Consider the following 25,341-nt stretch of genomic DNA (forward strand, 5'->3'; position numbering starts at 1 on the left):
TAGCCTTCGATATAGCGAGCTAACACGTTCAGAACATTCCAACGTATTTTAAAAATCTGGAGGTCAGTAATGGTTTTATCTGAGTTTATCAAGGTGTCTATCCTCCTACTTATGATTGTGGCATTCCCTTTTTGGATTGTTGTTTGGAAATATGCCGTCAACGCCCTGAAAGTTCTCGGGGCTTTGATAGTTATATTGGGCATATCGTTAACGCTGCCGTGGGACGGTTATGGGGGGATTTTTGATCAGCTTGGGGTTGCCGGTTACCTGGTGGCCGTGAGTGGCCTCGTTGTGTTTGCGCTTGGTGTTTTTAAAGGGTCTGTGACCAGCGAAAAAGGGGCAAACTCTAGATAGCGACACTGCTCAGCGCCGAGAATGTCTTAGGCAACAGTTGCAGGTAGCTGGCCAAGACTTGTCTTGCACCCCATTGGCCGGCTTCGCGAACTGCTTCAAGTTGACGTGAGAGCCATACGGACAATCGATATGCTGTCGGTATGTTCGATGGGAGTCTCTAGTGAACCTCAGTCAAGAATTCACTCGCGCCGCGAATCTGGGCGTGATCGCAAAAAAATGGTACGCCATCCTTGAGGAAAGGTTTCGTCAAGCTGGCATCGTCACGCCAGTCAAAACAGGTATAGATGGCGCCGCATCGCTGCTGGCGCCGGCTGCGCTTGTAGCTCAGTTGATATTGCTTGAGCGGCTGGCGCTGGAACGACCTATTAACGTGCTTTTAATCAGCGATGAGCCCGTCTCCGCGATGGATGAAGGGTTGTGGCTCAACTTCACTGCCGAGTTGGCGGGCGCGAGCGAAGTGAGTTTTTTCTCGACCTTTGGAGAGGCTATTCATTCCAGCCTCTATGAGGCGGGGCGGGGTATTGGTCTTAAACCGTATCAGAAAATATCCCTGCTTGAAGCTCACTCCCTAGAATGGGATTTGGCTGTGTGGGTGCATCCAGCGATTGAAGCGGGAGAGAGCGCTGCCCAGATCAAACTTGTTACGGCGCTGCATTCGAAGAGCTGTCCGGTTTACGCCTGCATGTACAACGAATTGGACGCCCTCATTCAGACTCATGGCATTGCCGGCAACGGGCTGGAGTTCGGTTGGCTGAACTCACAGATTGCCAACTCGCGCCTGAGCAAGTCATCAATCAATCGGTTCGGAATCTCCACGGCTGACGTGGGTATCGAAGGAGGTTGGGGCGCTGTTCTGACACGCTTACAGCCATCATCGATTACATCGACGCAAGAAGACTGGGCACTGATCCGTGCTGCGATGGCGCTGTACAAGCTGGAAGGTTCAGTTGCGGGCAGCTGGAGTCTCGGCGAGGCGATCCCAGGTGTGTCGTTCAATCAATGCTGCCCAATCGGCCTAATCGGGAACATGGCCATCGATCCCGGTAGCGGTTTGATCTTGTCGGAGTGCCCGACGACCAAGGTGCTCAACGTCGTTGGCCACCTATGGCTACCACTACTCAAGGCCATGCCGAAAACGAACTTCGAGCTGGTGCCATGGGCGGCACGGGTGAAGTTGGCTTTCAACGCCTTCCTCACTAAGGAAGAAAAGAAGCGTGTCGAGTGTATCGAATTACTCGAAGAAGCGTTTGCCGGTGGGATGGTAGAGGCTGGCCTTGCTTTGGCCCGTGGCTATGAGTCTGTCGGAACCAAGTCGATGAAAAGCAAGGCCGATACCCTGTACCGATCTATAGGTGCAGGCCATCCGATGAGCGCCTATTACATCGCACATGAGGCGCTGGCCAGTGGCTCTGAGTCGGTGTTTCTCAGCATGCTCCGTGCCGCTGTGTCAGGGGGGTATGCGCCAGCCCTCGCTGACCTTGGAGTCGTGATGATCGATTCTGGCGAAGTCGAAGAAGGGCAGAGGCTTCTTATTCAAGCGATGGAACAGGGGGATGCCGAAGCGGCATTCCGCCTGGGCGAAGCGCAGATCAAAGCCGGTGATTATGAAAGAGCAGTATTAACCCTTCGTGCAGCCTGGAGCAAAAACCATCAGGCCGCTTTGAACTCGGCGTATTGGCTCTGCAATGAAATGCTGAAATGTGGGTTTGGGAAGGCCGGAAAACTCAAGCGTGAATTGAAAGATATCCAGTTCTCGATCAGCAAGCGCGTCCGATACGAAAATCAGGCCCAGCGCGATGATGCGTAACGGCATTATGGCTGTAGCTCTTCTTTCGGCGGCATCAGTGGCTACTGCACAGCCGGAACCGACCATCGACTTCGATATTCGCTATTACGACGTGGTGGGCGCCACGACGGCTGAGATACGGTCGTCTGTTTTCAGAAGCACGCCTATACGGATCAAAGGCTCCCCTTACGGAGCGATCACCGAGAACAGGTTCACCACCGGTTACTCTTCATTCGGCACAAGCAGCGGCGGGTGCGAGGTGAAAAACGTAAGGGTTTTTCTGGAGAGCAAAATCACTCTCCCTCGCCTTGTTATCAACGGACAGAGTGCGCCCGTGCTGGCCGAGTGGGAAAGATACATAGGCGCTCTGCGTGCCCATGAAATGATGCATGCCAACAACGGGAAATATACGGCTGAGACCGTGGCCGGCAGGCTATACAATTTCAAATCGCAAATACCTTGCGACCAGTTGCGCAGCAAGCTTGACGCAGCAGTGAACCAGTTGATTCACAACATGGGAGTCTGGGATCAGCAGCTGGATGCCCAAACGGAGCACGGCAAAAGCCAAGGGGCATTTTTGCGCCCTGGATTTCGATAGTGGCGGGGAATTCTCCGCGCATGCGCGGGTTTTCACTGAGTTGGTAAATTTGCTGCATGGCTCTGATTGAGCGTGCTGCCGACGTTGGAAGCTGGCAGCCCCCCGGTCAATGCCTTGATCAATTCAGTGGCTGAAAGACCTTCCATCCGCCTTCGTTGGCTTCGGTTATTAGGCGGTCTAATGCTTTGCGCTTGGTGTATTCAAAGCTAAGCGAGCGTCCGTCAATCTCGTAGAAATATTTTTTATGTGCAGGCCCGACTTCACAAGCGGGTACGGTTCGAGCTGTCAGTGTAGCGTCCAGCAGTCTCCCTTCGCGAAGAACCTTCAGATGATCTCTATTCATTATCGTCCTCGACCTGTTTGGTTGTTGAGAGGCGCGCTCCAGCCTTTAAATAAGGAAATAGGTGGAGCAGATGCCGATGGCCACTGCGATACCCAGCATCGACGCGTAGGCGGTTTCAGCGCCGTCGTAGGTTACGCCGTCGAACACTTTGTACACATACCAGCAAATGGCGGCGATAAGGGCGGTCGAAAAACTGGTAATTGTTGTAGATGTCGGCATTGCAAACGCATCCACCAGATACCCCAAGAACGCCACAATAACTGCAACCAGATGCGATTCCTTGCTGATGGGGGTGAAGCGGAGCAGGGTAAGTGTGAACATCATGTCCTCGACAGTTTGCGCTGTTGACTAGCGATTGCGGTTGTTGTGACCAGGGATAATGCTGGCAGCAATGACAGACATAAGACCTTCATGCTACTCACCGCCTCGGATTGGTGGGCGACAAGCGCAAAACCCAATGACACTGCGGTCATTGCGATGCACAAAAGTCCAATGCCCAGGAAACGTTGAGCTTTTTGGGTTAAATGCATTCTGCGACTCCCTCTCGAAGTAAAGCTGGCAAACCATGGCGTACTCCGAGCACAACGATTTGACTGCCATTACCGTTCGCCTCGATCAGACCTTTATCGTGTAAAACTCTGAGCACCCGCCCCGCGCTTTCACGATTACAACCAGTCATCTGGGCCAGCTCGATTCGGGTCACCGTAATCTGCATTCCAAGCGGATGGGTCAGCGCATCTGGCAGGCGAGTCAGCTCTACCAATGATGCGTAACAGCGTTGCTCCAAGTCTTCGAAAACCAACTGTAAAAGCTTCTCTGTAGTGTCCCCAAGACGTTGATTGATCAGAGCAGAAAGGTCGGCGTAAATGCTTGGTGCTCCTAGCGCCGCACGCTGTATTTCGACGTGCGTCACGCAGAGCAGCTGCACGTCAGTTCTCGCCTGGAAGGTGGCAGTGGACAGAGGCATAGGTGCAGTACCGAACAGCCCTTGCTCGGCGAATATGTCGCCGGGGATAAGATGGCCAATGCAGACCACCCCATCACTATCGGTATTGCTCAAAAAAATGCGCAAGCTTCCCTTCGTCACCAAGTAGAGGCACCGAGGGCTTTCCAGGTACGGAATGATCGTTTCGCGCTTGTTGAGAGTCCGTTTCTTTTTGCATGCCGTGAGCAGCTTTTGCAGTGCGCTAACAGCATCGGACACATGAGCTTGGCCCACACCCTATCCCCAGTTCCAAAGTTGTCGTTGATCCGGCAAAGCTATGGAAATGGCTGAGTGAATTCCACTCAACTTGAAACACTTCGTCGTACAGCAACTGCAATCAGTTCGGTGGTTTTGCTGACTACCCTTAGCCATCATCGATGAAAGCTCAAGAACTCAAGGGGACAGCGGTGAGCGATAAAACGCACGATTTAGGTTCGAATGTGGAAAGCGGCCTTCTCGCCACTGTGTTGGCGCGTCTTCTGACTGCTGTGAAGGGCCAGCACCGTGAGTCGTTCCGCCTCGGTTTCAGTCAGGGGTATGCGAAGGGGCGTGGGCAGGCACCTGTGTCAACTCAACCCGAACCGAAGATCATCACCAGAGAGGTTGCCGTCAGACTCGAAGATGCGAGGGGCAACAATGCTCCGGCTGTGAAATACGATGCTTTGCTGCTCGACGATGGCCGTATGAGCATCACCCCAGCGACGGCAAAACAGTTCAAGGCCGACGCCCTAGCCAAGCTCGGGGAGGATCACCAACCCACTGATGAACAGTGGAAGGCAATCCTGTCCCCTACAACTAGCGCAGTCACAATTGGTATCGCAGGCACCGGCAAGACATTTGTGATGATGATGCGTGCAGTGCTCATGCACTGTTACCTTGAGATCCCGCTCTCGGAAATGACGATCTTGGCAGTCACCAAGGACTGCCGATACGACGTGATAGCAGAGCTTTGCCACTTGCTCTCACGCTGGGGGGTGGTGCTTACGCAAGAGCAGAGTTTGGAACTAGTCAAAACGCCTAGGGGCGCATTGCTAAGCATCATCCGTTCAGTGCCACCGCTGCATGATGTGGTTCCGTTCGAGCTGCTTGGGCTGCTCGATACTGGCGACGAAGACGGACGCCCATTTGACCCCCGTCTTACTGCTGCCCAGGCTGAATGCGTGGAGCAAGCGTATAGCGCAGCCTACAAGCGAAGTAGTCTGTTCGCGCAAAGCGTTCAGCGGTTGTTTGCTGAAACAGTGTGCCTACCCCGCGCAACACCTGATAGCGCAGCCTTGACCCGCTACAGCGAGCAAGGAACTCTACGGATCGTAGAAGATGAGCTGCTGACCAAGGCAGTCACCAGTGCTTGGCATGGTGCCGGGCAGTGGCCAATTCCTGAGATAGAGCCTCAAATGCTGGCGCTTACCATCATGGGCAAGCGAGTGCATGTGAACGGTTATTTACCTCAACTCGACGCGCACGTAGTCCTAGGATTTCCGAAAGAAATGGCTCGCGACTACTGCCGTACTGGCTGCTCACTGCCCCTGTACGATGAGTGTCTTGCGAAGCGGGCCTTCCTCCAGCGTTTCTCAATGCAGCGGATCATCTGGTGCGATTCGTCAGAGCAGCTATCAGCCATTGTCGATTCTGCAATGCGACTGGAGGATACAGCCCCACGGTTTAAAGCAAGGGTAAAAGGCCTCGAACGTCCGATGTGGATTGATGAATGCCTTTACCAGACGGGCTCGCTTATCGAAACCCTAGGCCTTGACCCAGGCAAAACAATCTCAGACTTGATGTTCATGCCTCATGACCCGGACGCGTTGTTCTTTGACTGCGCAGCCAAATTTTGGCCCATGTTCGAGTCCCATCTATTGGCAGCTCAGCCCCCCATAATGACGGTAAATCGCCTGTTCCTCACTTTTGGCGAGCAAGGGCATCGCAACCTTAAAGCTGTACCCACGGAAAGCCTCAAGGCGATGCGCAACGTATTGACCGACGAGTTGCAGGACGTGACTGTCCATACCGGTGAATTCATCAAAGCTTGCATGGCTGAGAACCGATACCGTATTGAGGTGGAAGGGCTCACGTCAGCGGGAATGTCCGTGTTCGCTTGCGGCGATGATTTTCAGACTGCGCACGGTACGCAAGGGGCGACCCCGCGATACCTCACCGACTTCAAGTTCCATTTCCCAAGCCGTGGATACAAGCTGAACTTGCTTGGTGTGAATTTCCGATCCCAGCAAGGGATCATCTACGCCGCTCAGAGTCTGGTGCTGGGTATCCCAGCTATCAGCTCGCTGGCGCCGGCTAGTGCTGCCAACGAACAGTCCACCCCGGTTGAGGTGCTGGAATTGTCGGCTACTACTTTCATGTCCCTTTTCGACATGCATTACGCCGATGGTGACAGCATCCTAATCCTTGCGGCGAACCCCGATGATTACAAGCAGAGTGAGTCATTCGTCAACGTAGCCGTAGACAGGGATCGCTCCGAGAACTCCGTTCATCGGCAAGTAAGAGTACGGGCTGCGCAGCGTTCTAAGGGACTTGAAGCCGACTGTGTTTTCATCTTGGGCGACTTCGTGGCGGCCACCTCGACGTGGGCCAAGAATCAAATCTTCCGTGCGGCGAAAACAGTCGATACCGATGACCAGTCTCCATTCGACGTTATCCAGCAGAACGAGTTGTATCGCTTGGCCCACATAGGTATCAGCAGAGCACGCAAGCACTGCTACTGGCTTATAGCGAGAGAGCCTGTGGAAGGCGCTCAGCGCCTCAAAGCGTCCACAAGAATCGCTGGTGTCGCCGGCAGTTTTATTGATCGTAGATAAGCACCAGGAGCCCACGATGTTGCCCGAGCAGAAAAGACAAATTCAGCAGCAAATCGACTCGTTCTACAGCGCTGCTGTGGCTCGCCACCCTACTTATGAAACTGTGGTACACCGGGATTTCTGTCAGCAGGTTCTTGAAGCATTTCCCGACCCCTACAGCGCCGAAGGGTCGGCGGCACACGAGTATGCTTGTGAAGAATATGACTACCTCACGCCAGAGCAAATAGCTGAGGACGATGCGAAGAACAGTGACGAGGGCATATGCTCGCACGGGATGGATTGGCTAACGTGCCCGAGGGGATGTTTCGGCTGAGCTATCTGAGGGTTAAGCCGGAGTCGGAAACAAGCTGGCCATCAACCCTGTGCTGACCTTGATGCTCCGTCCGCTAATCGTGACCTCGCCGGCTGCGTGAAGCTCCCGGATCAAGCGGCACATCCGGTCACTCGAAACGCCAATCCAGTTGGCCAACTCAGCGCGACTGACCCTGATTGACTTGCTACCGCACGGTAACGACATGCCGATGCTCCGCGCATACGAACATAGCGCGAAGCGCGTTCGATCAAGGCTGGAGCGCTGGACGTGTTGTGCAAGGTGGAATTGGACAATCTGGAGTTGGTGGGACTCTTGATCGATGACCCAGTTGTACAAGTTGGGATTTTTGCGATTCACGCTGTCCCATTGCGCCTTCGATATTTTTCGCAGGTCTACCTTGCTAATCGCTTCTGAGCTGATTCGATCCTTGTGATGCAACGCGAGTGCGATGCTTTGAGGCGTGAAGACGTAGCCTGCACCGATGATAGACAGATAGAAACGCTCCCCGTTGCTGTTCAGTGCGTAGAGCAGGATGGCGCCACCCTCGACCACGACGAACTCATCACTTCCTGCATCGATCATCCCCACCATGGATTGGCCACGTTGAATTGTGGCGCGAACTCCTAGGCCGGGGTCAGCTGTGAGGGCTTCGGAAGGGAGTGTATTTTGCATGGCCTTATAGTTCAATTGGGATAACCCATCCTAGCTACAAGCCATACTCAAGCAACTCAATCCCTTGTACTTACTCTCCAGCCCTTGCGGTATCTGGCTTCGCGGGGTGCTCCAGTTCAAGTTGGTTTGAATGGGGTACTTCCCATCGCAAGCTGTTGTAGATCCGCTCAGCCTTTTTCTGACCGATTCCGGGAATCCCCATGAGCTGCTGAACGCCGGCATTCACGAATGCAAAGATTGACCGAAAATGCTCCAGGGCCTTCGGCGCTGTAGATGGGCCAATGCCCGACACACTTTCAAGCGTGAACAGCGCTTCGTCCCGCTCATTTGTCACCTTGGCCCGCTGGAAGGCCATTTCGAAGCCGAGATTCTTCTGCGCCTGCTTTGCAAGACGAAACAGCTGATCAGCCGTGGTCGAGGGGTTGCGCACGTAGAGCACTGAGGCTCCCTCCACGCAGATGAGGAATGCAACGGCACCCTCAATGGCCTCTCGGGCAATCGGGACGCGGGTAGAGTAAATGTCCCCGTCGATCATAAAAACCGAACGGTCGAAGTTGAGTTTCATCTTGCCAGCCTTGTGGAACAGCTTCCCATCAACTACCCCTTGCACGAACTCAACCGCATTCATGCGCAGCACGGCGACGGCGCCGCTGATTACATAGTTGGCTGCTTCAAGGTCGCCAACGCGAACGTGAGCACCCAGTGATTGAAGTCTGCGTAGGACGGGCGAGTCAGCCTCGCTTACGTCGGCCAGGATGGTGACAATGTTTTCCTCAGACATGGGGCTTCCTTGATTCGTGCGCTATCCCATGAATATAACGACCGGCGCCGTCCACTCCACCGAAGTCGTGTCACTTCCTATCCTGCGTATCGACGATTTATGGCGTGCAAGCGATGACACGCTCAGATGGTCGTTATCGTTTACTCCAGAATTTTTAATCCATGAGGATGAATGATGGACGACCAGAAGAAGAAGGCCCTGGCAGCAGCTCTCGGGCAAATCGAGAAGCAATTTGGCAAAAACGCGGTGATGCGCATGGGCGACCATGAGCGAGTGAAAATCGATGTAATCCCAACCGGATCGCTAGGTCTAGATGAAGCGCTTGGTATCGGTGGATTACCGCGTGGGCGTATCGTCGAAATCTACGGCCCGGAGTCATCTGGCAAAACGACACTGACGTTGGAGGTTATTGCACAGGCTCAAGCACTGGGGCATACCTGTGCATTCGTGGATGCGGAACACGCCCTCGACCCAGACTATGCAGCGAAGCTCGGCGTGGTTGTAGATGATCTTCTGCTGTCTCAGCCAGACACAGGCGAACAGGCTTTGGAGATTACCGATATGTTGGTGCGCTCCAATGCAGTTGACGTAGTGATCATCGACAGCGTGGCTGCGCTGGTGCCGAAAGCTGAAATCGAAGGCGAAATGGGGGATATGCATGTCGGGCTCCAGGCCAGACTGCTCAGCCAAGGATTGCGCAAATTGACTGGGCATGTGAGCCATTCCAATACGCTGGTCATTTTCATCAACCAAATTCGGATGAAGATCGGTGTCATGTTCGGAAGCCCCGAGACAACTACGGGTGGTAACGCCCTGAAATTCTACAGCTCGGTACGCCTTGATATCCGTGGCACGGAAACGATCAAAGAAGGCGACGATGCGATTGGCCGCAAGGCCAAGATCAAAGTTGTGAAGAACAAGCTTGCTCCGCCGTTCAAAGTTGCAGAGGTCATCAATCGCTTCGGCATCGGGTTCTGGTGGGAAGAAGAACTGGTGCAGTTGGGTGTGCAGCATGGGCTGATCGAGAAGTCCGGCGCGTGGTACAGCTACAAGGGCGACAAGATCGGGCAGGGTGCGAAGAGCGCGGCGCAGTTCTTCACTGACAATGAAGAAATCGCGGCAGAGGTCGATACGCTCTTGCGGGAAAAACTGTTCAACCGAGCACCCTCGGCTGGGAATCATCCAGTCTCACATGAGGATAGTGAAAACGACGATGGCAACGCACTTTGATCCCTACCCTGACGACGATGAAGCCGAGCAGGCGCCATGCGGCACTTGGCTCGGTGAAGCCAGCAACGGCACCAGCAACTGGGCACACGTCGATTGCGGTTTGTGCCTGAGAATGAAAGCCAAGATCAGCGGCGCGCACGAAGCAAGCGAGGCTGCCATCGTCGAGCAGATGGGCGATATGGCCGCGTACATGCGCGTAGGCATCCCAACGGCAGAACTTGAAGCGACAGGTTGCTTTGGCCTACAGGATCGAGCAGGGGACACGGTAAAGCCATGAAGATTTCACAAGCAGTATGGGCGCTGCGCCTGCCCAGCGTCCGTGTGCCCCCTGAGTCGCTGGCCCGTTTCATGGTTATGGAAGGTATCGAAACCCCATCCCCAGGCGCACGCGCATTCTTGGCCTCGATTGAGGCTCAGACTAACAAGCCCGAATAGCACGGAAAAGCCGATGAGCATGAAAGCAATCCGCAATACCCATGGTGTTCCTGCAAAGCGGGGTCAACGAGTGCGCTTCACGTTTGAGAACAGGGCTCCACGATTCGGCACAATTCGCAGTGCCTGCGGCGGCTCTCTCTATGTTCAGCTCGATGGAGATAGCTTCACTACCGGATTGCATCCAACCTGTGGCCTTGAATATTTGGACACTGAACAGAAACACGCAAGCAAGTAGGAAAAAAGTATGAAAAGACGAGCAGTGGTTAGGGCTGACAAAACTGGTAATCGCTGGAGCCTGCTTTATGACGTGCTGTTGGACTGCGGGCACGTGACCACTACGTCAAGCACAACCGGCTCAGCACCAAAGACAGCGCGCTGTCCAAAGTGTGATGCCCAAAAAACCGATCTACTAGCAAGTCAGCCAGTTAACGGAAATCGATGAGCTGCACCCCAAGCCTCGGCCTACGTCGGGGCTGAGTCAGTAGAAGCCCACCGGATAGGCCGGTGTGCAGTAAAGGAACTAACCATGTTGAAAGCTCGCATGACTCTGGCCGCAACCGCGTTGGTCCTGCTGGTGCTTGGCTCTGTCGCTTTCTGGGGGAGCACCCTGCGTGACCTGTTGAATCTAGCGATTGTGCTGGTCACTCCGCCATTGTTTTTTTGGTTTATTGTCAGGCCGACCAAGGCAGCGAAAGCATCTCAACGCAAAGCAGTCGAATAAGAGGGAAAAGTCCGACAACTACCCAAGCCCCGCCTAAACGCGGGGGCGGGGCCGTAAGAGAGGCGCGGTGTCCGCGTCCATTAGCAGGAGCAGAAAATGGGCAACATCATGCAGATTGGGATGATCAGTTTGGCCGCGCTGCTTGGCGTATCCCAAGTTGCTTTTTATGTGTTTGATGATAGCTACACCGTCACACCCTACCGGGTTGCGGTATCGGTGCTTGTCACCCTGCTTCCTATCCTTGTGAGCAAGCTTATGGGCGCTGCGGATGACCATAAAGGCCGGGAGCTTGATCGAATGACGGCGGATCTTCTGGCAAAGCATCAGAAAGAAAACAGGTAGGAATCGCGGCGGATCTGCCGCCCGGGTACACCACTAAGAGGCTGGGGAAACCATTATGGAATCGAGCCATGATCACTAACGAAAAGCTTCCTCAAACCGCCATATTCCGCTCAACGTTGGAAATAAACAAAATCCTCTTCGCCGCTGATAGGCATGCCATGTTGACCGCTTACTACCGCGCCCGAGCTTTCATCCGTGCCCTGTACGACGAAGATGAGGGTGCCTTCCTGGATGGCATATGCAGCACTGTCCAGCTATCTCGACCGCACCCGCTTTTGAGTAACGCATGACACACTGGGAGCACTAGCTTCAATGGACTACCGGGTCAATGATTTCATTACGCTGTTCAACGCATTTTGGTACAGGGACTTCCCTGTTTCCCTGAGTGGCATCGACTTCGCCAAACGTGCCGATTGGACTACGCATATCGCTACCTCAGTGCGTCAGGTCGCGAGCCTGATGGGGCTTTTTTCCTGCTTTGAGTCAGGTGGCCGTACAGACGCCGAATTGCAGTTTGCCAATCGAAAGGTTTGGGCAAAGCTTGAGTGGGAGTGGGAAGAACCACGGGACAATCGGGTAGGGGAGATAGCAAAGCTTGCAGCCGCCGCCTCTGACTGCGACGTATGCGCTTATATCGGGTACAGCTCGACAGGTCATCATGAAGTCAATCTAGAGAAGATCAGGGCCGCTTGGCACGGCGTGCATAAGCCGCTGCTAGTGATGTTGGTGACGTTCGAGTTGGATGGGAATTGGCGCTGCTTCGATCAACTCAAAACATACTCGTTCGACGGCCACGGTTTCACTCTGTTGAGAGAACAACCTGCGCTCCCCTGGAGCGCGCCACTCTCCCGTTGGCAGGTTGATGCTGGGCTTGTAGGGTAGGGTTTGCTGAGGTATTTTCGTGCTGGCGCCGCTGCCACCCCGTGCCAATGGGAAACGCGGACTAAGTGGCTCTTTGAGTCGTGAGGCACGCACACTGAGCCCCGCACGCGGGGCTTTTTATATTGTGAATCCTTCGGTTATTCGCTTGCTATGCCGCCACAACCGTTTTGCTACGGTCGGCTCGGTTTACCATCCGCGTCAATTCAAGCTGAATTACTTTTCCGACTGCGCTGCAACGGCTGAGTCTAACGAAAGCAGCTCGATGCTCTGGTGAGCGAGCTGCGAGTGCCCCTAAGCGTTCAAACGCGGCAGCGCTTTTGCGATATGCCTCAGTGGGCTTTAAGAACTGACTCCACCAAAATTCAAATCCAGAAACTCGTGAGCGCAACGCGCACGCAAGCAGTAGATGGTCGCGAACCTCGAATTCCTCTGGAGGCAGACTGCCCATGGCAACCTGATCGCCGGGCTCATGTTCGTAAACCTCATCAAGCGGGGAGGACATGTACCTACCGATACCACTGTCCACCGTGAAGGTGTAGCTGGTGTCGAACGGGTAGCGATTGTATTCAGCAGTTGGTTTCGGGATCATTTTCAATTCCTAGCTTGCGGTTCGATGCAAGCCATTAGATGCGTGTCGGTAATGCGCTCTTGATCAGTGTGGGGACGTGCTCGGCAGCGGCAGCTAGGTAGGGTAGCTCTATCTTCCTCAGCACCTCTGTGGCATGACCTAAGCGAGTATGGGAATCCTTGGTCAAACGCTCGAAGCGATCATGGCTTAGTGCAAGTCGCGCCGCAATGCGACGGCATTCCACAGCTGCTTCTTGCACTGTGGGCATGTTGATCCAACTCAGCACGTCGATACCCGGATCAAACGCGATATCGACGGCCAGTTCAAGGGCGTCGCCCGGCTCAGCTTCCATGGTCGCCGAACTGTGATTCTGTAGTGCTTCTAAAAGGGCGCGAACCGATGCGTTTGCACTTCGTACCGAAGCCGCAGCAATGGAATTCTTTATTCTTGAATCAAGCGAAATCGTCTTGTTTTTGTTGAACAGATCGACTAACTCTGCGGCCCACGCTAGATCGCAGTCATACGCGGCATTTGTTAAATGTTGCATTGCACTCTGGGAGAGTTGAAGCAAGTCCGCAGTCAGTCCGATGTGCTGCTGTAGCTTGCTGATTTCCGATAGCTGCTCAGCGCGTCGGTGCCTATCAGATCCGTTTTTATTCAAGTAGTGCAGGGCTGTTGCCTTGATCCAGTCCGAGGCAACTCGTTGACCATCGGCTTTCGCGGTTTCAAGTGCTGATTCGGCTGAGGCCTCCAGCCGTTCGGTATGTAAAGGAAACAGCCAGTAGTACAGCCGGAAGATAAGTGAATGCTGCCGGCGCGCTTTGTTTTCCTGGGAGGCCGTCCGTGCATTGACTAGGGAAGTGACGGCGTCTGCGACCTTTGTGGCCATGGTCTGTAGCTCATGGGAAGAATGCAACGCCGAGGCTCCGGTAGCTAGATGGATGCCCTTACTTTAACGGTCGTGCAGGGCTATAACCGCTCAACTCAATGCAGTTACTGGCTGTACCTCATTGTGCCGTCATTGCCGGGCTGGGCGGCTTGCTCTGAATTGCTTCATAACGCCCTACAAAATGCACTCCTGCGAGAATCGTCGTGGTTTCTGATTATGGGTGGTGACGATTTCACTTCCTCGGCTCGATGAAGGCAATGACACGCCCGGCCTGGTGGGAGCATGGCTCCATATCTAACGGAGCTTGCCGCATGTTCGAATTCAATTTTCCAGTTGCTCATATCCCAGAGGAATACCGGGAATTTTTACCCACATTGAGCACGCCGGCTATCGATGATCTGATCCGTGAGTATGAGCATGGTGAGGCAGAAATGCGCCGGCTTCATGCAGACCTCATGAGCAAGGAAAATCGTCCTGTACTTGCGTCGTTTGCCTACGGCGCCGAAGTGTACAAGTCCAGCAATATCAGCGCCTTTTGGGCTATGGACTTGTTGGAAATGTTCAACCTTTCGCGAGGAATCAATGCCCGCCAGGAATGCTGGTGGTTCAAGCTATTTGATCTTCTGGGGCTAACCTACATCCTTCCAGCTGACCTGTGGGAGCAATGGCACGACTCTTTCAAGGCGTGGCGCAAACCAGCTAAGGACGGCGCTCAGTCTGTGGGTATGCCCCGCTTTGATCATTCAACCGTATACGGCGTACTGTCCTTGATAGAGGCCCATCGGGCTAACTTCTTCTCGATGAGAACCGATGCGCTATGGCGCTCTCTTAGTGGATGCCACAAGACAAATTGGGGGGGCATATTTCATAAACGCTTCATCCTCAACAATGTATTTAGCGAGGGCGGAGGCACAAACCACGACAAGGTTCGTGTTGTGCAAGACCTGATCAATGTCTGCTCTACCGTGATGACGGGTGCAGATGACCCATTCACCGATGCCAATGGCTTTCTGGAGGATGCTCGAAAGCATCACTGCGGCGAATGGTTTGAAGTCATGGAGGGCGCGCTTCGTATCAAAGCGTTCATGGTGGGCACTCTTCATGTGGAGGTTCATCCGGTGATCGCGAACAAGCTCAACATTGCCCTAGCGTACATCCACCCTAAAGCACTGCCCGACGAGGCGACACTCAAGAAACCACTCAGGAAGTCGGGTTTCGGTTCAAGCGAGCTGATTAAGTCTGTGGTTCCACGGCAAGTTCGCAGCTACCTGCGAAACATCTATCAGGAGCAGACCGACAACGGGCTCTGGAAGCTGCGGCTGCCGTCCTACTCGCTCATCGACAACAAGCGGCTGGGAGGCGCGATCAGATCAATGCTAGATGACGTTTTGGCGCAGATTGGTGGTGTTCGGGACGGTGATGGCCACCTGTTCGACTATCCGCCTGCGGATGTGGTCGCACAAATTGTCGCTACTGGTGAGGTGCCGGAAAAAGTAAGCCACCAGTTTTATTCGACCTCCGCTGAGTTGGCCAAAGAGTTTGTGGGTTGGGTTGGCGTGAGTGAGGCCGATATTTGCTATGAGACCTCAGCCGGCATGGGGGGGATCGCAAAGCATATGCCGCTCCAGACGCACTGTGTGGAGATTGATCGGCTGCGTGCTTTGGCCCTGGACAAGATGGGGTTTGAAGTAACACGGGCGGACTTCCTCAGCCTAAAGCCGGGAGACCTTCACGGCGAAGCTGATGCTGTGCTCATGAATCCACCGTATGCAGGACGTGTCTGGCAAAGCCACTTTGAACATGCCGTGCAATTCGTGCGCGAAGGCGGCGTCATTGGTGCGATTCTTCCCGAGGGGGCTGTACGCAAAATGCCTTCGGTCAACGGAATCGATGTTGTGTATTCAAAGCCGCTGGGGAGACGTTTCAACGACGCGAGCATTTCGGTCGTGTTTGCGAAGTGGGTGAGGGCAGCAGCTCAGCGGTCGGGTGCTGCGGTGGAGGAAGCTGCTTGAGTTGGTGCCACCATTTACGCCAGCTGTGGTGATCGAATCCAGCGTTGAAGGGATAGCTGACTGGTTTCACCAGTCAGTATACGGTTGAATGAGTGGAAGCCACGGAACATAAGGGCTATAGTAGGTATCTGAGTCAGGAATCTTCCACAAAACTTCTGACACAAACGGAGTCTCCCATGTCTGTTGCAGAGTCTATCTCGAACCGTATCAAGCACATGCCCAAGGGCCGCCCCTTTGCTGGCGCGGTGTTTGCGCAGGTTGGCTCCCGTGCCTCGGTAGACAAAGCGCTATCGCGGTTGGTGCTCAGCGGCTCGCTGGAGCGTGTGGCTCGTGGGGTCTATATGCGTCCCAAGCAGAGCGAGTACACAGGTAAAAGAGTTCGTGCCAACCCTATTGCGGTTATGGAAGCGGTCGCCAAGGTAAGAGGGGAGACTATCCAAGTGCATGGGGCAGAGGCCGTGCGCCGGCTGGGTCTCAGCACCCAGATGCAGGTGCTACCGACTTACTACACCAGTGGATCTTCCCGTGAAATCAGGATTGGAAGCGCTGTGGTACGGCTTCGACATGTGTCTCGCCTGCGGCTCCAGCAGGCCGGTACTAAGATCGGTGTAGCGCTCACAGCTTTGCTGTATTTAGGTAAGGAGGGGCTGACGGAATTGGCGGCTCGCAAGGTGGCTAGCTCCCTCAGCAAAGAAGAGTTTAACAAGCTCATGGCCTGCAAAATGCCTGAGTGGATGCGGTCGGCACTGGTATGTGCCGCTAAGGAATAAGCGTGTCAAAGTCATATTTCGAACTCCCCCAGGCGGGCCAACGCGAAATCTTAAGTGAGGCATATGCCGAAACTGGCCGCTCTCCAAGCGTGATCGAAAAGGACATATGGCTGACACTTGTCCTCCAGCTACTCTTCGCAATGCCCGAAAAGAAGGCTATGGCCTTCAAAGGAGGCACAAGCCTTTCGAAAGTTCATGGCGTGATCAAACGTTTCTCTGAGGACGTTGACATTACCGTTGACTATAGGGGTTTAGGCTGTAAGCACAGCGTGCCAGAACTGCTACAGCTGTCTGGGGCTAAGCGTAGAAAGGTCAGCGATGCGCTGATTGCTGAGGTTGGCCGTTATACGCGTGAAGCGGTCATGCCATATTTAAACGCAAAGCTCCAAAGCTTCGGTTGTGCCTCGGAATGCCAGCTTTCCGTAAGTGAAGATGGCGAGTCGATCCACATTTTCTACCCAGCTATGGCTGCTGACGCGAAGGGGTATTTGCGTGATCACGTCCTGGTGGAGTTTGGCGGACGAAACATCATCGACCCAAATGCTGTTCACACAATTGAGCCAGACGTATCCGGGCTGTTCGAGGGCGTTTCCTTTCCCAAGGCTGAGAACGTAGTGGTTCTATCTCCGGCCAGGACGTTTTGGGAAAAGGTCACGCTGATCCATGCTCAGTGCAACAAGCCAATCCCAGAAGGCAAGGATCGAATCTCTCGGCATTGGTATGACCTCGCTATGCTCCTACAGCATGAAGTTGGTGTTCAAGCTCAGGACGACCTCGAACTGCTTGATGATGTGATTGCACTAAAATCCGTCTTCTACAATAGCGGATCTGCCCACTATGGGCGGTGCAATACGGGCGATCTGAATTTGATACCCGACAACGAAAACTTCGCAAGGCTTGAGAATGACTACTACGCCATGGAGCGCTCCGGCATGCTCAATGGGCACGTCTACCCGCTCGGTGGAATCATGGAAGACCTCACGGCACTCCAGAAGCATGTCAATCAGCTGGCGTTGGGTAGGAAGGCTGAGGCTTAGGATTTTTTCCAGGCGGTCAAACCTGTTTGTCAGGCGTCACATGAAGCCCATTCAATCCGGCCAACGGGCAGAAATGTTCTTCTTCTCAGTTTCCCCCTATTCACGCGGCGTGAGGTAGTGGAGCTGAGCACGGCGGTAAGGGCGGGGCGAGGCTAAATCTTGACCCTCCCAGGTTCACAGTTACACGAGTTCAGCCGAATTCGATGCCCCTCAAGGTGTAGGGGTCTCAAGGAAGAGACCTCTTGCCTCGCAGCGCAAGATCAATTTTCGCTTAAGACGAAGGCAAAGCACTTTTAGAGGTGGCCGCTTACGTCTACCACTCGTGGTCATGATCAGCGTAAGTCCCTGAAAAATAATGAGCACCATCGAGCGCGGGCCGGATGGAGGGGAAGTGCTATGGGTTCGGTGGAATCCAAAAGGCTGCTCTGGCATATATCTGAGCTTTAGGGGGAATCTCAGCGGAGATAGTAGTGCTCACATCAAAAATGCAATACGTACTTACGCTCGTAGCAGTTGCGTCTGTCAGTAATCCTGTTCTTGCTGCATCAGGAGAGAACAAAACGTTCGATTTTGGCTCTGGCGCAGTTTTACTTAACAGCGCAACTTACAAAGATGTTTATCTTTTGGGTGAATTGCCATCGGCTAGTTCTACGGGCAATCAAAGGCGTGCGCTCGATTTCTGGAATATGCAATTAGAGGGTTCCCTTACTAACGACGCTGACTTAAACATGACCGGCAATTACATTGATGGATTGCTTGTGTCGAGTCGCCGCTGTGGTGGAGTGCCAGGGTGCGTATATAAGCCAACTGTTATTGCTGGTGATTTCGTTAATACCGGTGATATTGATATTGTGGGGGTAGGGGGCACAGCAATTTCATTTTGGGATTCAACCCTCAAAGGCAGTCTAATCTTGACTGGAAAATTATCACCAGGTCAGGAAGGGACAGGCCTATCCGTAATGGGCTCAACTATCGAGGGTGATTTAATAAATAAAGGCGACATTTATACGTTTGGTAGGCGCGCAATTGCGTTGAGCATGCAGTCTGTTGGTATATATGGAGCATTAATTAACATAGGGAGCATTATTGCCGAAGGTGATGGCGTAAAAGCGATACAGGCTTGGTCTCTTGACGCTCAAGAAAAAAATGGATCGATTATCAATAATGGGTTGATCCGTGTTGCCGGCAATCAAGCTATGGCCATTGATGTTTCAGGTGGTACGCTTGGAGCAATAGGAAGGATTTTTAATACTGGCACTATCGACGCAAGTGGTGAATCAGCAATTGCGGTAGGCATTACTGAGTCAAAACTTCAGTCCTTGAATAATGCCGGTGTGATTTCGGCTTCTGGTGATGGGGCTGTAGGAGTGCAGGTTTACTCCGCAATCTTTGAAGATGGTATTTTTAACAGCGGTAAAATCTCGGCAGATAATGTTGCGATAAATGTTGACCCAAATGGTAGCGCCTTCACTGTCCATCAGGATGGTGGATCTATCATAGGTGGTGTTGCCGCAATTAAAGGGGGCGGCACTACAACACTGGATTGGTCTAAAGGCGACATTTACGGTGATATCCTTGATATGGCAGAAGTTGCTATAAATGGAAGTGCAAGCTTCTACGGAAAGGAAATTCAGTCAGCATCAGTCAACGTAAATTCCGGCGTGTTTAAATTGAATGCCGACCACACCAACATTGTTGGTGACTTCTCGATGGCTTCAAACTCTCTGATGCAAATGTACATTTCAGAGAGCACAGATCCAGATGAAGCGATACTCAACGTTTCTGGGCAGGCGTCGTTTGCGAACAATTCTGAAATCGAGTTGATGGCGACTCCAACAAATTTCAGTCCCTCGCCTAGTCGCTATACGCTCGTAAGTGCCTCTAATATCGTCGGGGGCGATAACGTAAAGGTCGGTTCCAGCTCGGCCTTGCTAGAGGTACGCGCATTCGGTGTCGATGGTAACAATATCGTCGCAGACCTGGGACATGTCACACCACCAGTCACACCACCTGTCACGCCCCCAGTCACGCCACCGGTTACGCCCCCAGTCACACCACCAGTCACACCACCAGTCACACCACCAGTCACGCCCCCAGTTACACCGCCGGTCACACCACCGGTTACGCCGCCAGTCACGACTGACCCGACTCCCGTTCCGCCAAGCGGTGGCAATGGTGGAGGAATAACGATTGGCCTAAAACCGGACGTGCAAATAATCAGCGAAATTGTTGCAGCTGGAGGCTCCAAGAACGCGGCGAATGCACTTATCCCATTGGCCAAGGAGGTGCTTTCGAATATTGACGTAAAAGATCCTGTATTCCAGTCATTCGCAACGGCAAACACCCCAGGTCGTCTGGCGGCCCTTTCCGAGCAGTTAAAGCCTGATATGTCTGACGGCTTGCGTACTGAGGCTTTGAACAGCCAAGCACTGGTCAATGATGCCTTAAACGCTCGATCCGTAGCGTTGCGGTCTGGTCTTTCGTCTGGCGATCAGCTTTTGAATCGTGGCGTTTGGGCGCAATCTCTTCACACCAAGGTTGATCAAGATTTGCGTGCTAATGTTGATGGTTACAGTGCTAGCAGTAATGGTGTGGCTGTTGGCGTAGACGCTAAATTCAACGATGAGGTTACGGTCGGTGTCGCCTACAGTGTGCTGCGAACTGATATCGGAATGGATAGCGGAAACAAGCTCGATGTTGATGGCCAAGCTGTAACCTTTTATGGGATTTGGGAGCAGGGTAGTTGGTTTGTTAATGGTTCTGCTTTGTTAGGTTTTAATAATAACGATTCTAAGCGATACATCGCTGGGACTATGGCTAAAGCTTCATACGATAGCAGAAACGTCGGTGCCAGCATTGTAGGTGGCTATACTTTCCGACCATCAGAAGGTGTTGTCGTAGAGCCTAGCGTTGGTGCTCGTTACTCTGTTATTGAAATTGATTCATTAACCGAAAAGGGATCTTCTGCGGCGCTCCATGTAGACGGGCAGCGATACGAACTCGCGGAATTGGGAGCAGGCGTTCGGCTGGCGAGTGTTATTGATATCGGGCGAGGAACACTTGAGCCAGAGCTGAAACTCATGAACTGGCACGATTTCATTGGCGATGATTCACGCACCACGTCAACGTTTGTACAAGGCGACACACCGTTTACAACTACCGGCAGAGTCAATTCACGGAACACAGTCTCTTCCGGCGTAGGGCTCACCTACAAGCTCAATGCTTGGTCAGTAGGTGCCACTTACGATAATTCTCAGCGTGATGGATATCGCGCCGAGACCGTTACAGCTAAATTACGATACGAGTTTTGAACGCGAATGAGCCCGTCCCTTAACGGGCTCATTCCTACAGTCATTAGCCTGTTCGTTCTCAAATCCCATATTTAATCTTGAGGTGATCCGTTTCGGGTACGGGTCTGATCTTCTGGATTGCACCTGACCAGGAAGAGTGACACCCAGACGGTCAATCCTGTTTTATCAGGCGCCACCGGGGTAGTGGTCTGATGCCTGACAGGCCCGCCGTTTTTCCGATTAGATTAATAATAGGAAGAATAGGGTGTATGGGATTTGGAGGGGTAAGGTGCGCGAGCCTCAACCCGCGCCATTTCAATCAGGCGTAGGTCTCTGCACGCCGTACCTCGAAGTATTCGCGAGCCAACTCTGCGGGAGACCTGTGAACCCCGCAATCTGTTCCAATGTAAGAGGCACGATCCCAAAGGGCTGGTGGTGGTTGTTCGCCATTGCCCATTGCTTCTACGAGTGCGTGCTGGTCAGCAAACTGAAAGTACGCACCAAGTGAAAGCAAAGCAATCTGCTGGGCTTCTTCTTCGAGACCGCCTTTTTTACCAATGCCATAGGTAAGTGTGGTTTCGATCCCTGACACGATGTCAATGCCGGCAAAAACTGGCCCGCCCAATCGTTTTCCACCCACCTGGGGATATGCGACGGCAGCGTCGAATACCAGGTTATCAATCTCGATCCATGAGTGATCGAACCAGTATCCGCCGCCTCCTACCTCACCGATTTTAATAGTGGAATCAACGCCTTTTTCCTTGAGCAGCATGTGCATGATCGCGGATGAAGAATGGCAGGCTCCGCCCCACCCGGTTGATTCAATATGCATCACCATAGCGGTGAAGACTTCCTGCACCACAGAGGGAATGTGTTTTTCGGTTGTGATGGGATTCAAGTCGTCGGTAAGGCTACGTGCCATTTTCTTCCCTATAGATTGAGGTGCATTCGTGAGATTACGAACGCAGGTGTTGCTTGATATAGCGGCTGTGATGAGTAACTGCAAGCAGTTCGGCTGATTCCAATCACGCTCAACGATATGCTCCTTTGAATCGTGCATGGAGGATTCAATGGAACGCTCGCTGCTCACACCGGAAGACCAGAAATGGCTTCAAGAATTGGCCAACGCGACCGGCAAAGGGTGCGATTTCATTCTGTATGACCTCACCAAGCGCTCGAACGATTTCGACCAGCGCAGAGCTGGCGAAGTACCGATCTGGCATTCAGGTGCCTATACGTCTGCGTGTGATGTTCTTGACTCGATCAGAGCAAAGGTGCCCTACAGCCAGATTTTCGAGCAGTGGGAAAGCAGGCTGTATCAGGACGTGGTTCGAGAATGCGCTCAACTCTCAGTCTTTGATGCCCGCGTGCTGCTGATGGCGTCCGGCTTCCACTTGAAGACGGAGGAAGCCATTTCGCGTGCAGCTGCTCAGGCTGTCAGTGAGGCGTATGAGGATCTTTATGGCTCGTCGGAAGACGATTACGACGACAACTCGGTCTGAGAATATCAACTTTTATGAAGCCTCTGATCCTGTTAACAGTGTGCCTGACATTCGGGTTTTCAATCTCTGCGAATGCCGCTCCCGAAGACTTTGCCCAAGCGAAGCGTCTGCTTCGTGAACACGTTTACTTCGACCAAAACCAGTCCGCCTCTGGCGATTTTTATTGCGGGTGCAAATGGCAGTGGGTTGGCAAGTCTGGTGGACGGATGGAAAAGACGAGTTGCGGTTTCCAGGCCGACAGTATGGCCGACCGTGCTGACCGGCTTGAGTGGGAACACGTCATGGCTATAAGTGCTGTGGCGAATCAGCGGCAGTGCTGGCGCGATGGTGGTAGACAGAATTGCCAACGTACCGATCCGGTGTTCAACCGGATGGAAGCCGATATGTTCAACCTTACGCCAAGCATCGGTACGGCGAATGCCCTGCGCTCAAATACCAACTACGGCATGGTCTCAGGCCCAGCTGTCCCCCTTGGTTCATGCATAACGAAAATTGGAACCAGTGTCCGTGCTGTAGAGCCACGTAACGAGGTGAAAGGAGAAGCTGCACGCATCACCTTTTACATGGCAGATCGGTACAGCATTCGTCTCAGTGATCAACAGCAACGAGTCCTAATGGCCTGGGATCGGGCATATCCGGTTTCGCCTTGGGAAATCGAACGTGACCGACGTATCTCCTTTTCAATGGGCCATCACAACCCCTTCGTTACCGGAGAGCGCCAGTGGGTTCCTGGATTCAAGCCTATGGGAGAAGGCGTCGAGCCGGCAGCAGGACGCATTAGCTTGAGTGCAGCTGTGCCAATCGTTGTACATCAGAACGTGACGTCGCATGCGAGCGCCCCGGTACGCGCTAACAGGCGCAGCGGTGTGTACCACCTCCCACAGGGTTGTCCGAGTTATGAGCGGCTAAGCGAGAGGAACCGTCAGGAGTTCGCTACGGAAGCTGAGGCAATCGCTGCTGGCTTCCGTAAAGCCGGCAACTGTTCGTAACGGGAGGATCTGCACCATGGGGGATTGGCAAAATCAATGTGGTATCCAGAAGATCAGGCAGACCGATCCGTATGGATGCGGTGTCGCCTGCCTAGCTATGGTCACCGGCTCTTCTTATGAGGCCGCGAGGGTGATTTTCAACGCGCACGGTTTCGGCATTCGACGCAAGTCCCGCCCGGCTTACTCAACCGCAAGCTGGGAAATGAGGATGGCTATCGAGTTGTCAGGGCTTGTGGTCAGTACGCGGCGATGGTCGGGTTGGGATAGCTTCCAAGGTTTGGGGGTACTAAAGGTTCGTGACGACTGGCGAGGGGCTGAGGGGCGCTGGCACTGGGTAGTGGCGTTCAGGCATCCAGAATTTGACATTGCGGTGTTCGATCCGCACCAGTGCGATCCAGCATTCAAACGAATGCCTTTAGACGTGGTGTGCTTTAACTTTGAACTCTACGATCCAAAAGGTGATTGGCTAATGGTTGAGCAGAAATTCAAAGTCAGTTGTTGATGGGTTTCGACGCGACACAAATGTGTACCAAGCAAAAGGAATTCTTATTGGGAGGCGAATAAATGGAAAATCTACTAAAACAATATGGTGGGGCGTAGGTTTGAAAAGGCAAAGTGGATTTACTCTTTTGGAGCTGATGGTGGTTTTGGCTATTATCAGCATTATTGCAGCTTTAACTACGCCTAACATGATCTCCGAAATCAATCAGCGAAGAGCTGAGCTAACGGCGGCGGAGACTACCATGATAATGGATGCGGCTCGTTCTTATCGAATAGATAAAGGAGCATGGCCCGGAAATGCTACATGCTCTGATGCTATAAGCGTGCTTCGCAACTCTACTCCGGCCTATCTGGCTGGAATTACAGTCATGAACAAATATAACTCCCCATATAGTTCCTCATGCACTGCCAAGACATTCAGCCTCGATCAAAATGCGGTTAAGGACTATGACGGGTTGCTTGTGAATCTGATAGCAGGCACAGAAATAGTGGCGCCGGACGTTTACCAGATAAGGACAACCATTGGTGTGCCCGGCTCTGAGCCAGCGCTGGACGCGAAGCTCTCCAGAATTGCCACTGGCAACGCTGAGCTTAACAGGATGCGTACAACGCTTTACCTCGGGGGCAACAATATAAACGAAGTTAATACCATCAATGCGGTAGGCGGCTCCTTTTCGGGCGGTGTACAAACTCGCACATTAAACGTCCAGGAAATGGCAGCTATCGCTGGCGCGCTAGGTGTGCAAGGTGAGTCTCAATTTTCAGGAAAAGCTACATTCAAACAAGGGATAGTATTAGATCACGTCGTAGTTGAAGGTGCTAAGAATTGTTCTGTGGGTGCTGTGGCAAGAGACGCTGATGGTATGACCCTCTCATGTTACAAAGGAGTCTGGACAAGAACCCCAGCGGCAAGAACCTTCGAGCTTACAACAGGAGTTGTTTTTCCTGCTTGCACCTATGACGGCTGGGATACTTACAACGTGCTTAATTATGACTACCCAAGATATCAGACCGTATGTGGCTCACGATACTGCAAAACGCAGGGCTACACATTCGGGTTGGTTACAGAGTTTAATGCGGGATTCGATTACAACCGTCCAGGTAATTCGCTTCCTAACACCGTCATCACCGTTCAGTGCGTGAACTAAAGGCTTCAATATGATCTGCCTAACTGCTGCTGACTTTTTCGCTTACGTTTGCCCGCTTCCGCGAGCGTCAACACCAGTTACCCAGTCCACGGGGGCTGACCCTAAAAGCCACGCCTGTAAGCATGAAATTTGTCTCGTTCGAATCCACGGAACCGTTGCCTGATGCCGAACTCTCGCCAGTCTTGTGGCTCGCATAACCTGCTGATCTATAAGGTTTTATTCTTCCTATTGAAGTGTGAATAGGAAGAACAACGTCGCTACGTTGAGTAACTGCACCGTGTTGAGGTGAATCCGGCCCCGCTTGTGGCTAGTGTGGTCGGAGGTACTGCTTCCCTGCCCTGCGGCTTCCCAGTATCGGGGCTGGGCATTTTGGGAAGCTG

At 53.1% G+C, this 25,341-nt stretch carries 26 protein-coding genes; 19 read left to right on the forward strand and 7 right to left on the reverse strand.

What is annotated here, in order from left to right:
- Positions 1-69: 69 nt before the first annotated feature.
- The 3 genes from QOM10_RS29490 to QOM10_RS29500 all read left to right on the forward strand — a co-directional run bounded on the left by QOM10_RS29490 (position 70) and on the right by QOM10_RS29500 (position 2,738).
- Positions 70-354 carry a hypothetical protein gene (locus QOM10_RS29490; protein ID WP_316918468.1) on the forward strand — a complete coding sequence of 95 codons (285 nt, stop codon included), beginning with the start codon at positions 70-72 and terminating at the stop codon, positions 352-354.
- Positions 355-514: 160 nt separating this feature from the next.
- Positions 515-2,161: a tetratricopeptide repeat protein gene (locus QOM10_RS29495; RefSeq protein ID WP_316918469.1), complete on the forward strand. Its 1,647-nt coding sequence runs from the start codon at positions 515-517 to the stop codon at positions 2,159-2,161.
- Positions 2,151-2,738, forward strand: a complete 588-nt coding sequence (locus tag QOM10_RS29500; protein ID WP_101166049.1) for a DUF922 domain-containing protein — start codon at positions 2,151-2,153, stop codon at positions 2,736-2,738. The genes QOM10_RS29495 and QOM10_RS29500 overlap by 11 nt, the downstream gene beginning before the upstream one ends.
- 388 nt (positions 2,739-3,126) lie before the next feature.
- On the opposite strand, the gene QOM10_RS29505 is transcribed toward QOM10_RS29500, so the two are convergent.
- Positions 3,127-3,402 carry a hypothetical protein gene (locus tag QOM10_RS29505; protein ID WP_316918470.1) on the reverse strand — a complete coding sequence of 92 codons (276 nt, stop codon included), beginning with the start codon at positions 3,400-3,402 and terminating at the stop codon, positions 3,127-3,129.
- Between the two features lie 199 nt (positions 3,403-3,601).
- Positions 3,602-4,300, reverse strand: a complete 699-nt coding sequence (locus QOM10_RS29510) for a cyclic nucleotide-binding domain-containing protein (RefSeq protein WP_057451427.1) — start codon at positions 4,298-4,300, stop codon at positions 3,602-3,604.
- A 143-nt stretch (positions 4,301-4,443) separates the two neighbouring features.
- On the opposite strand from QOM10_RS29510, the gene QOM10_RS29515 reads away from it, so the two are divergent.
- Together QOM10_RS29515 and QOM10_RS29520 are read left to right on the forward strand one after the other, a co-directional pair.
- Positions 4,444-6,879: a hypothetical protein gene (locus QOM10_RS29515; RefSeq protein ID WP_316918471.1), complete on the forward strand. Its 2,436-nt coding sequence runs from the start codon at positions 4,444-4,446 to the stop codon at positions 6,877-6,879.
- A gap of 16 nt (positions 6,880-6,895) precedes the next feature.
- On the forward strand, positions 6,896-7,192 hold the full coding sequence (locus QOM10_RS29520; RefSeq protein WP_101166246.1) for a hypothetical protein: 297 nt from the start codon (positions 6,896-6,898) through the stop codon (positions 7,190-7,192).
- Positions 7,193-7,204: 12 nt separating this feature from the next.
- Here QOM10_RS29520 and QOM10_RS29525 read toward each other — a convergent pair whose 3' ends face one another.
- Together QOM10_RS29525 and QOM10_RS29530 are read right to left on the reverse strand one after the other, a co-directional pair.
- Complete coding sequence (locus QOM10_RS29525) at positions 7,205-7,864, reverse strand: Crp/Fnr family transcriptional regulator (protein ID WP_316918472.1); 660 nt, start codon at positions 7,862-7,864, stop codon at positions 7,205-7,207.
- Between the two features lie 70 nt (positions 7,865-7,934).
- On the reverse strand, positions 7,935-8,645 hold the full coding sequence (locus QOM10_RS29530) for an ERCC4 domain-containing protein (RefSeq protein ID WP_101166242.1): 711 nt from the start codon (positions 8,643-8,645) through the stop codon (positions 7,935-7,937).
- Between the two features lie 174 nt (positions 8,646-8,819).
- On the opposite strand from QOM10_RS29530, the gene recA reads away from it, so the two are divergent.
- The 6 genes from recA to QOM10_RS29560 all read left to right on the forward strand — a co-directional run bounded on the left by recA (position 8,820) and on the right by QOM10_RS29560 (position 12,255).
- A complete protein-coding gene (gene recA, locus QOM10_RS29535) occupies positions 8,820-9,875 on the forward strand; it encodes a recombinase RecA (protein ID WP_316918473.1) in 1,056 nt (351 codons plus the stop codon).
- Positions 9,859-10,152: a hypothetical protein gene (locus QOM10_RS29540; RefSeq protein WP_316918474.1), complete on the forward strand. Its 294-nt coding sequence runs from the start codon at positions 9,859-9,861 to the stop codon at positions 10,150-10,152. The genes recA and QOM10_RS29540 overlap by 17 nt, the downstream gene beginning before the upstream one ends.
- 684 nt (positions 10,153-10,836) lie before the next feature.
- On the forward strand, positions 10,837-11,031 hold the full coding sequence (locus tag QOM10_RS29545; protein WP_316918475.1) for a hypothetical protein: 195 nt from the start codon (positions 10,837-10,839) through the stop codon (positions 11,029-11,031).
- A gap of 96 nt (positions 11,032-11,127) precedes the next feature.
- Positions 11,128-11,373 carry a hypothetical protein gene (locus tag QOM10_RS29550; protein WP_316918476.1) on the forward strand — a complete coding sequence of 82 codons (246 nt, stop codon included), beginning with the start codon at positions 11,128-11,130 and terminating at the stop codon, positions 11,371-11,373.
- A 68-nt stretch (positions 11,374-11,441) separates the two neighbouring features.
- Positions 11,442-11,663: a hypothetical protein gene (locus QOM10_RS29555; protein ID WP_316918477.1), complete on the forward strand. Its 222-nt coding sequence runs from the start codon at positions 11,442-11,444 to the stop codon at positions 11,661-11,663.
- 22 nt (positions 11,664-11,685) lie between these two features.
- Positions 11,686-12,255: a hypothetical protein gene (locus QOM10_RS29560; RefSeq protein WP_057451417.1), complete on the forward strand. Its 570-nt coding sequence runs from the start codon at positions 11,686-11,688 to the stop codon at positions 12,253-12,255.
- Between the two features lie 148 nt (positions 12,256-12,403).
- Here QOM10_RS29560 and QOM10_RS29565 read toward each other — a convergent pair whose 3' ends face one another.
- Together QOM10_RS29565 and QOM10_RS29570 are read right to left on the reverse strand one after the other, a co-directional pair.
- Positions 12,404-12,844 (reverse strand): hypothetical protein, encoded by a 441-nt coding sequence (locus tag QOM10_RS29565; protein ID WP_057451416.1) that lies wholly within the window; start codon positions 12,842-12,844, stop codon positions 12,404-12,406.
- Between the two features lie 34 nt (positions 12,845-12,878).
- The gene (locus QOM10_RS29570) at positions 12,879-13,712 is read right to left on the reverse strand and encodes a hypothetical protein (protein WP_316918478.1); all 834 of its coding nucleotides are present in this window, start codon (positions 13,710-13,712) and stop codon (positions 12,879-12,881) included.
- Positions 13,713-14,023: 311 nt separating this feature from the next.
- Between QOM10_RS29570 and QOM10_RS29575 the strand changes: the two genes are divergently transcribed.
- The 4 genes from QOM10_RS29575 (at position 14,024) to QOM10_RS29590 (ending at position 20,842) form a co-directional block, all read left to right on the forward strand.
- Entirely contained in the window at positions 14,024-15,724 is a 1,701-nt protein-coding gene (locus QOM10_RS29575; protein WP_316918479.1) for a DUF4942 domain-containing protein, read from the forward strand.
- A gap of 176 nt (positions 15,725-15,900) precedes the next feature.
- Positions 15,901-16,494 (forward strand): DUF6088 family protein, encoded by a 594-nt coding sequence (locus QOM10_RS29580; RefSeq protein ID WP_057451413.1) that lies wholly within the window; start codon positions 15,901-15,903, stop codon positions 16,492-16,494.
- Positions 16,495-16,496: 2 nt separating this feature from the next.
- Positions 16,497-17,531 carry a nucleotidyl transferase AbiEii/AbiGii toxin family protein gene (locus QOM10_RS29585; protein ID WP_057451412.1) on the forward strand — a complete coding sequence of 345 codons (1,035 nt, stop codon included), beginning with the start codon at positions 16,497-16,499 and terminating at the stop codon, positions 17,529-17,531.
- Positions 17,532-18,001: 470 nt separating this feature from the next.
- Complete coding sequence (locus tag QOM10_RS29590; protein ID WP_316918480.1) at positions 18,002-20,842, forward strand: autotransporter outer membrane beta-barrel domain-containing protein; 2,841 nt, start codon at positions 18,002-18,004, stop codon at positions 20,840-20,842.
- Between the two features lie 298 nt (positions 20,843-21,140).
- On the opposite strand, the gene QOM10_RS29595 is transcribed toward QOM10_RS29590, so the two are convergent.
- Positions 21,141-21,881, reverse strand: coding sequence for a hypothetical protein (locus tag QOM10_RS29595; protein ID WP_316918481.1), 741 nt, complete (start codon positions 21,879-21,881; stop codon positions 21,141-21,143).
- A gap of 10 nt (positions 21,882-21,891) precedes the next feature.
- Here QOM10_RS29595 and QOM10_RS29600 point away from each other — a divergent pair, with 10 nt between their 5' ends.
- The 4 genes from QOM10_RS29600 to QOM10_RS29615 are packed head-to-tail and all read left to right on the forward strand — an operon-like array spanning position 21,892 to position 24,961.
- Entirely contained in the window at positions 21,892-22,323 is a 432-nt protein-coding gene (locus tag QOM10_RS29600; protein ID WP_057451409.1) for a hypothetical protein, read from the forward strand.
- Between the two features lie 14 nt (positions 22,324-22,337).
- Complete coding sequence (locus QOM10_RS29605; RefSeq protein WP_316918482.1) at positions 22,338-23,312, forward strand: endonuclease; 975 nt, start codon at positions 22,338-22,340, stop codon at positions 23,310-23,312.
- Positions 23,313-23,328: 16 nt separating this feature from the next.
- Positions 23,329-23,814 (forward strand): hypothetical protein, encoded by a 486-nt coding sequence (locus QOM10_RS29610; RefSeq protein ID WP_101165791.1) that lies wholly within the window; start codon positions 23,329-23,331, stop codon positions 23,812-23,814.
- Positions 23,815-23,836: 22 nt separating this feature from the next.
- Positions 23,837-24,961 carry a competence type IV pilus major pilin ComGC gene (locus tag QOM10_RS29615; RefSeq protein ID WP_234821203.1) on the forward strand — a complete coding sequence of 375 codons (1,125 nt, stop codon included), beginning with the start codon at positions 23,837-23,839 and terminating at the stop codon, positions 24,959-24,961.
- Positions 24,962-25,341: the final 380 nt, after the last annotated feature.

Source organism: Pseudomonas sp. P108, from assembly GCF_032613195.1.
Classification (GTDB): Bacteria; Pseudomonadota; Gammaproteobacteria; order Pseudomonadales; family Pseudomonadaceae; genus Aquipseudomonas.

What these genes read in the sequence shown, in the direction of transcription:
- QOM10_RS29490 (WP_316918468.1), top strand. Translation starts at nt 70, where the DNA reads ATGGTTTTATCTGAGTTTATCAAGGTGTCTATCCTCCTACTTATGATT.
- QOM10_RS29575 (WP_316918479.1), top strand. Translation starts at nt 14,024, where the DNA reads ATGTTCGAATTCAATTTTCCAGTTGCTCATATCCCAGAGGAATACCGG.
- QOM10_RS29595 (WP_316918481.1), bottom strand. Translation starts at nt 21,881, where the DNA reads ATGCACGATTCAAAGGAGCATATCGTTGAGCGTGATTGGAATCAGCCG.
- QOM10_RS29505 (WP_316918470.1), bottom strand. Translation starts at nt 3,402, where the DNA reads ATGTTCACACTTACCCTGCTCCGCTTCACCCCCATCAGCAAGGAATCG.
- QOM10_RS29520 (WP_101166246.1), top strand. Translation starts at nt 6,896, where the DNA reads ATGTTGCCCGAGCAGAAAAGACAAATTCAGCAGCAAATCGACTCGTTC.
- QOM10_RS29500 (WP_101166049.1), top strand. Translation starts at nt 2,151, where the DNA reads ATGATGCGTAACGGCATTATGGCTGTAGCTCTTCTTTCGGCGGCATCA.
- QOM10_RS29580 (WP_057451413.1), top strand. Translation starts at nt 15,901, where the DNA reads ATGTCTGTTGCAGAGTCTATCTCGAACCGTATCAAGCACATGCCCAAG.
- QOM10_RS29600 (WP_057451409.1), top strand. Translation starts at nt 21,892, where the DNA reads ATGGAACGCTCGCTGCTCACACCGGAAGACCAGAAATGGCTTCAAGAA.
- QOM10_RS29530 (WP_101166242.1), bottom strand. Translation starts at nt 8,645, where the DNA reads ATGTCTGAGGAAAACATTGTCACCATCCTGGCCGACGTAAGCGAGGCT.
- QOM10_RS29550 (WP_316918476.1), top strand. Translation starts at nt 11,128, where the DNA reads ATGGGCAACATCATGCAGATTGGGATGATCAGTTTGGCCGCGCTGCTT.
- recA (WP_316918473.1), top strand. Translation starts at nt 8,820, where the DNA reads ATGGACGACCAGAAGAAGAAGGCCCTGGCAGCAGCTCTCGGGCAAATC.
- QOM10_RS29525 (WP_316918472.1), bottom strand. Translation starts at nt 7,864, where the DNA reads ATGCAAAATACACTCCCTTCCGAAGCCCTCACAGCTGACCCCGGCCTA.
- QOM10_RS29610 (WP_101165791.1), top strand. Translation starts at nt 23,329, where the DNA reads ATGGGGGATTGGCAAAATCAATGTGGTATCCAGAAGATCAGGCAGACC.
- QOM10_RS29540 (WP_316918474.1), top strand. Translation starts at nt 9,859, where the DNA reads ATGGCAACGCACTTTGATCCCTACCCTGACGACGATGAAGCCGAGCAG.
- QOM10_RS29545 (WP_316918475.1), top strand. Translation starts at nt 10,837, where the DNA reads ATGTTGAAAGCTCGCATGACTCTGGCCGCAACCGCGTTGGTCCTGCTG.
- QOM10_RS29605 (WP_316918482.1), top strand. Translation starts at nt 22,338, where the DNA reads ATGAAGCCTCTGATCCTGTTAACAGTGTGCCTGACATTCGGGTTTTCA.
- QOM10_RS29515 (WP_316918471.1), top strand. Translation starts at nt 4,444, where the DNA reads ATGAAAGCTCAAGAACTCAAGGGGACAGCGGTGAGCGATAAAACGCAC.
- QOM10_RS29565 (WP_057451416.1), bottom strand. Translation starts at nt 12,844, where the DNA reads ATGATCCCGAAACCAACTGCTGAATACAATCGCTACCCGTTCGACACC.
- QOM10_RS29570 (WP_316918478.1), bottom strand. Translation starts at nt 13,712, where the DNA reads ATGGCCACAAAGGTCGCAGACGCCGTCACTTCCCTAGTCAATGCACGG.
- QOM10_RS29560 (WP_057451417.1), top strand. Translation starts at nt 11,686, where the DNA reads ATGGACTACCGGGTCAATGATTTCATTACGCTGTTCAACGCATTTTGG.
- QOM10_RS29555 (WP_316918477.1), top strand. Translation starts at nt 11,442, where the DNA reads ATGATCACTAACGAAAAGCTTCCTCAAACCGCCATATTCCGCTCAACG.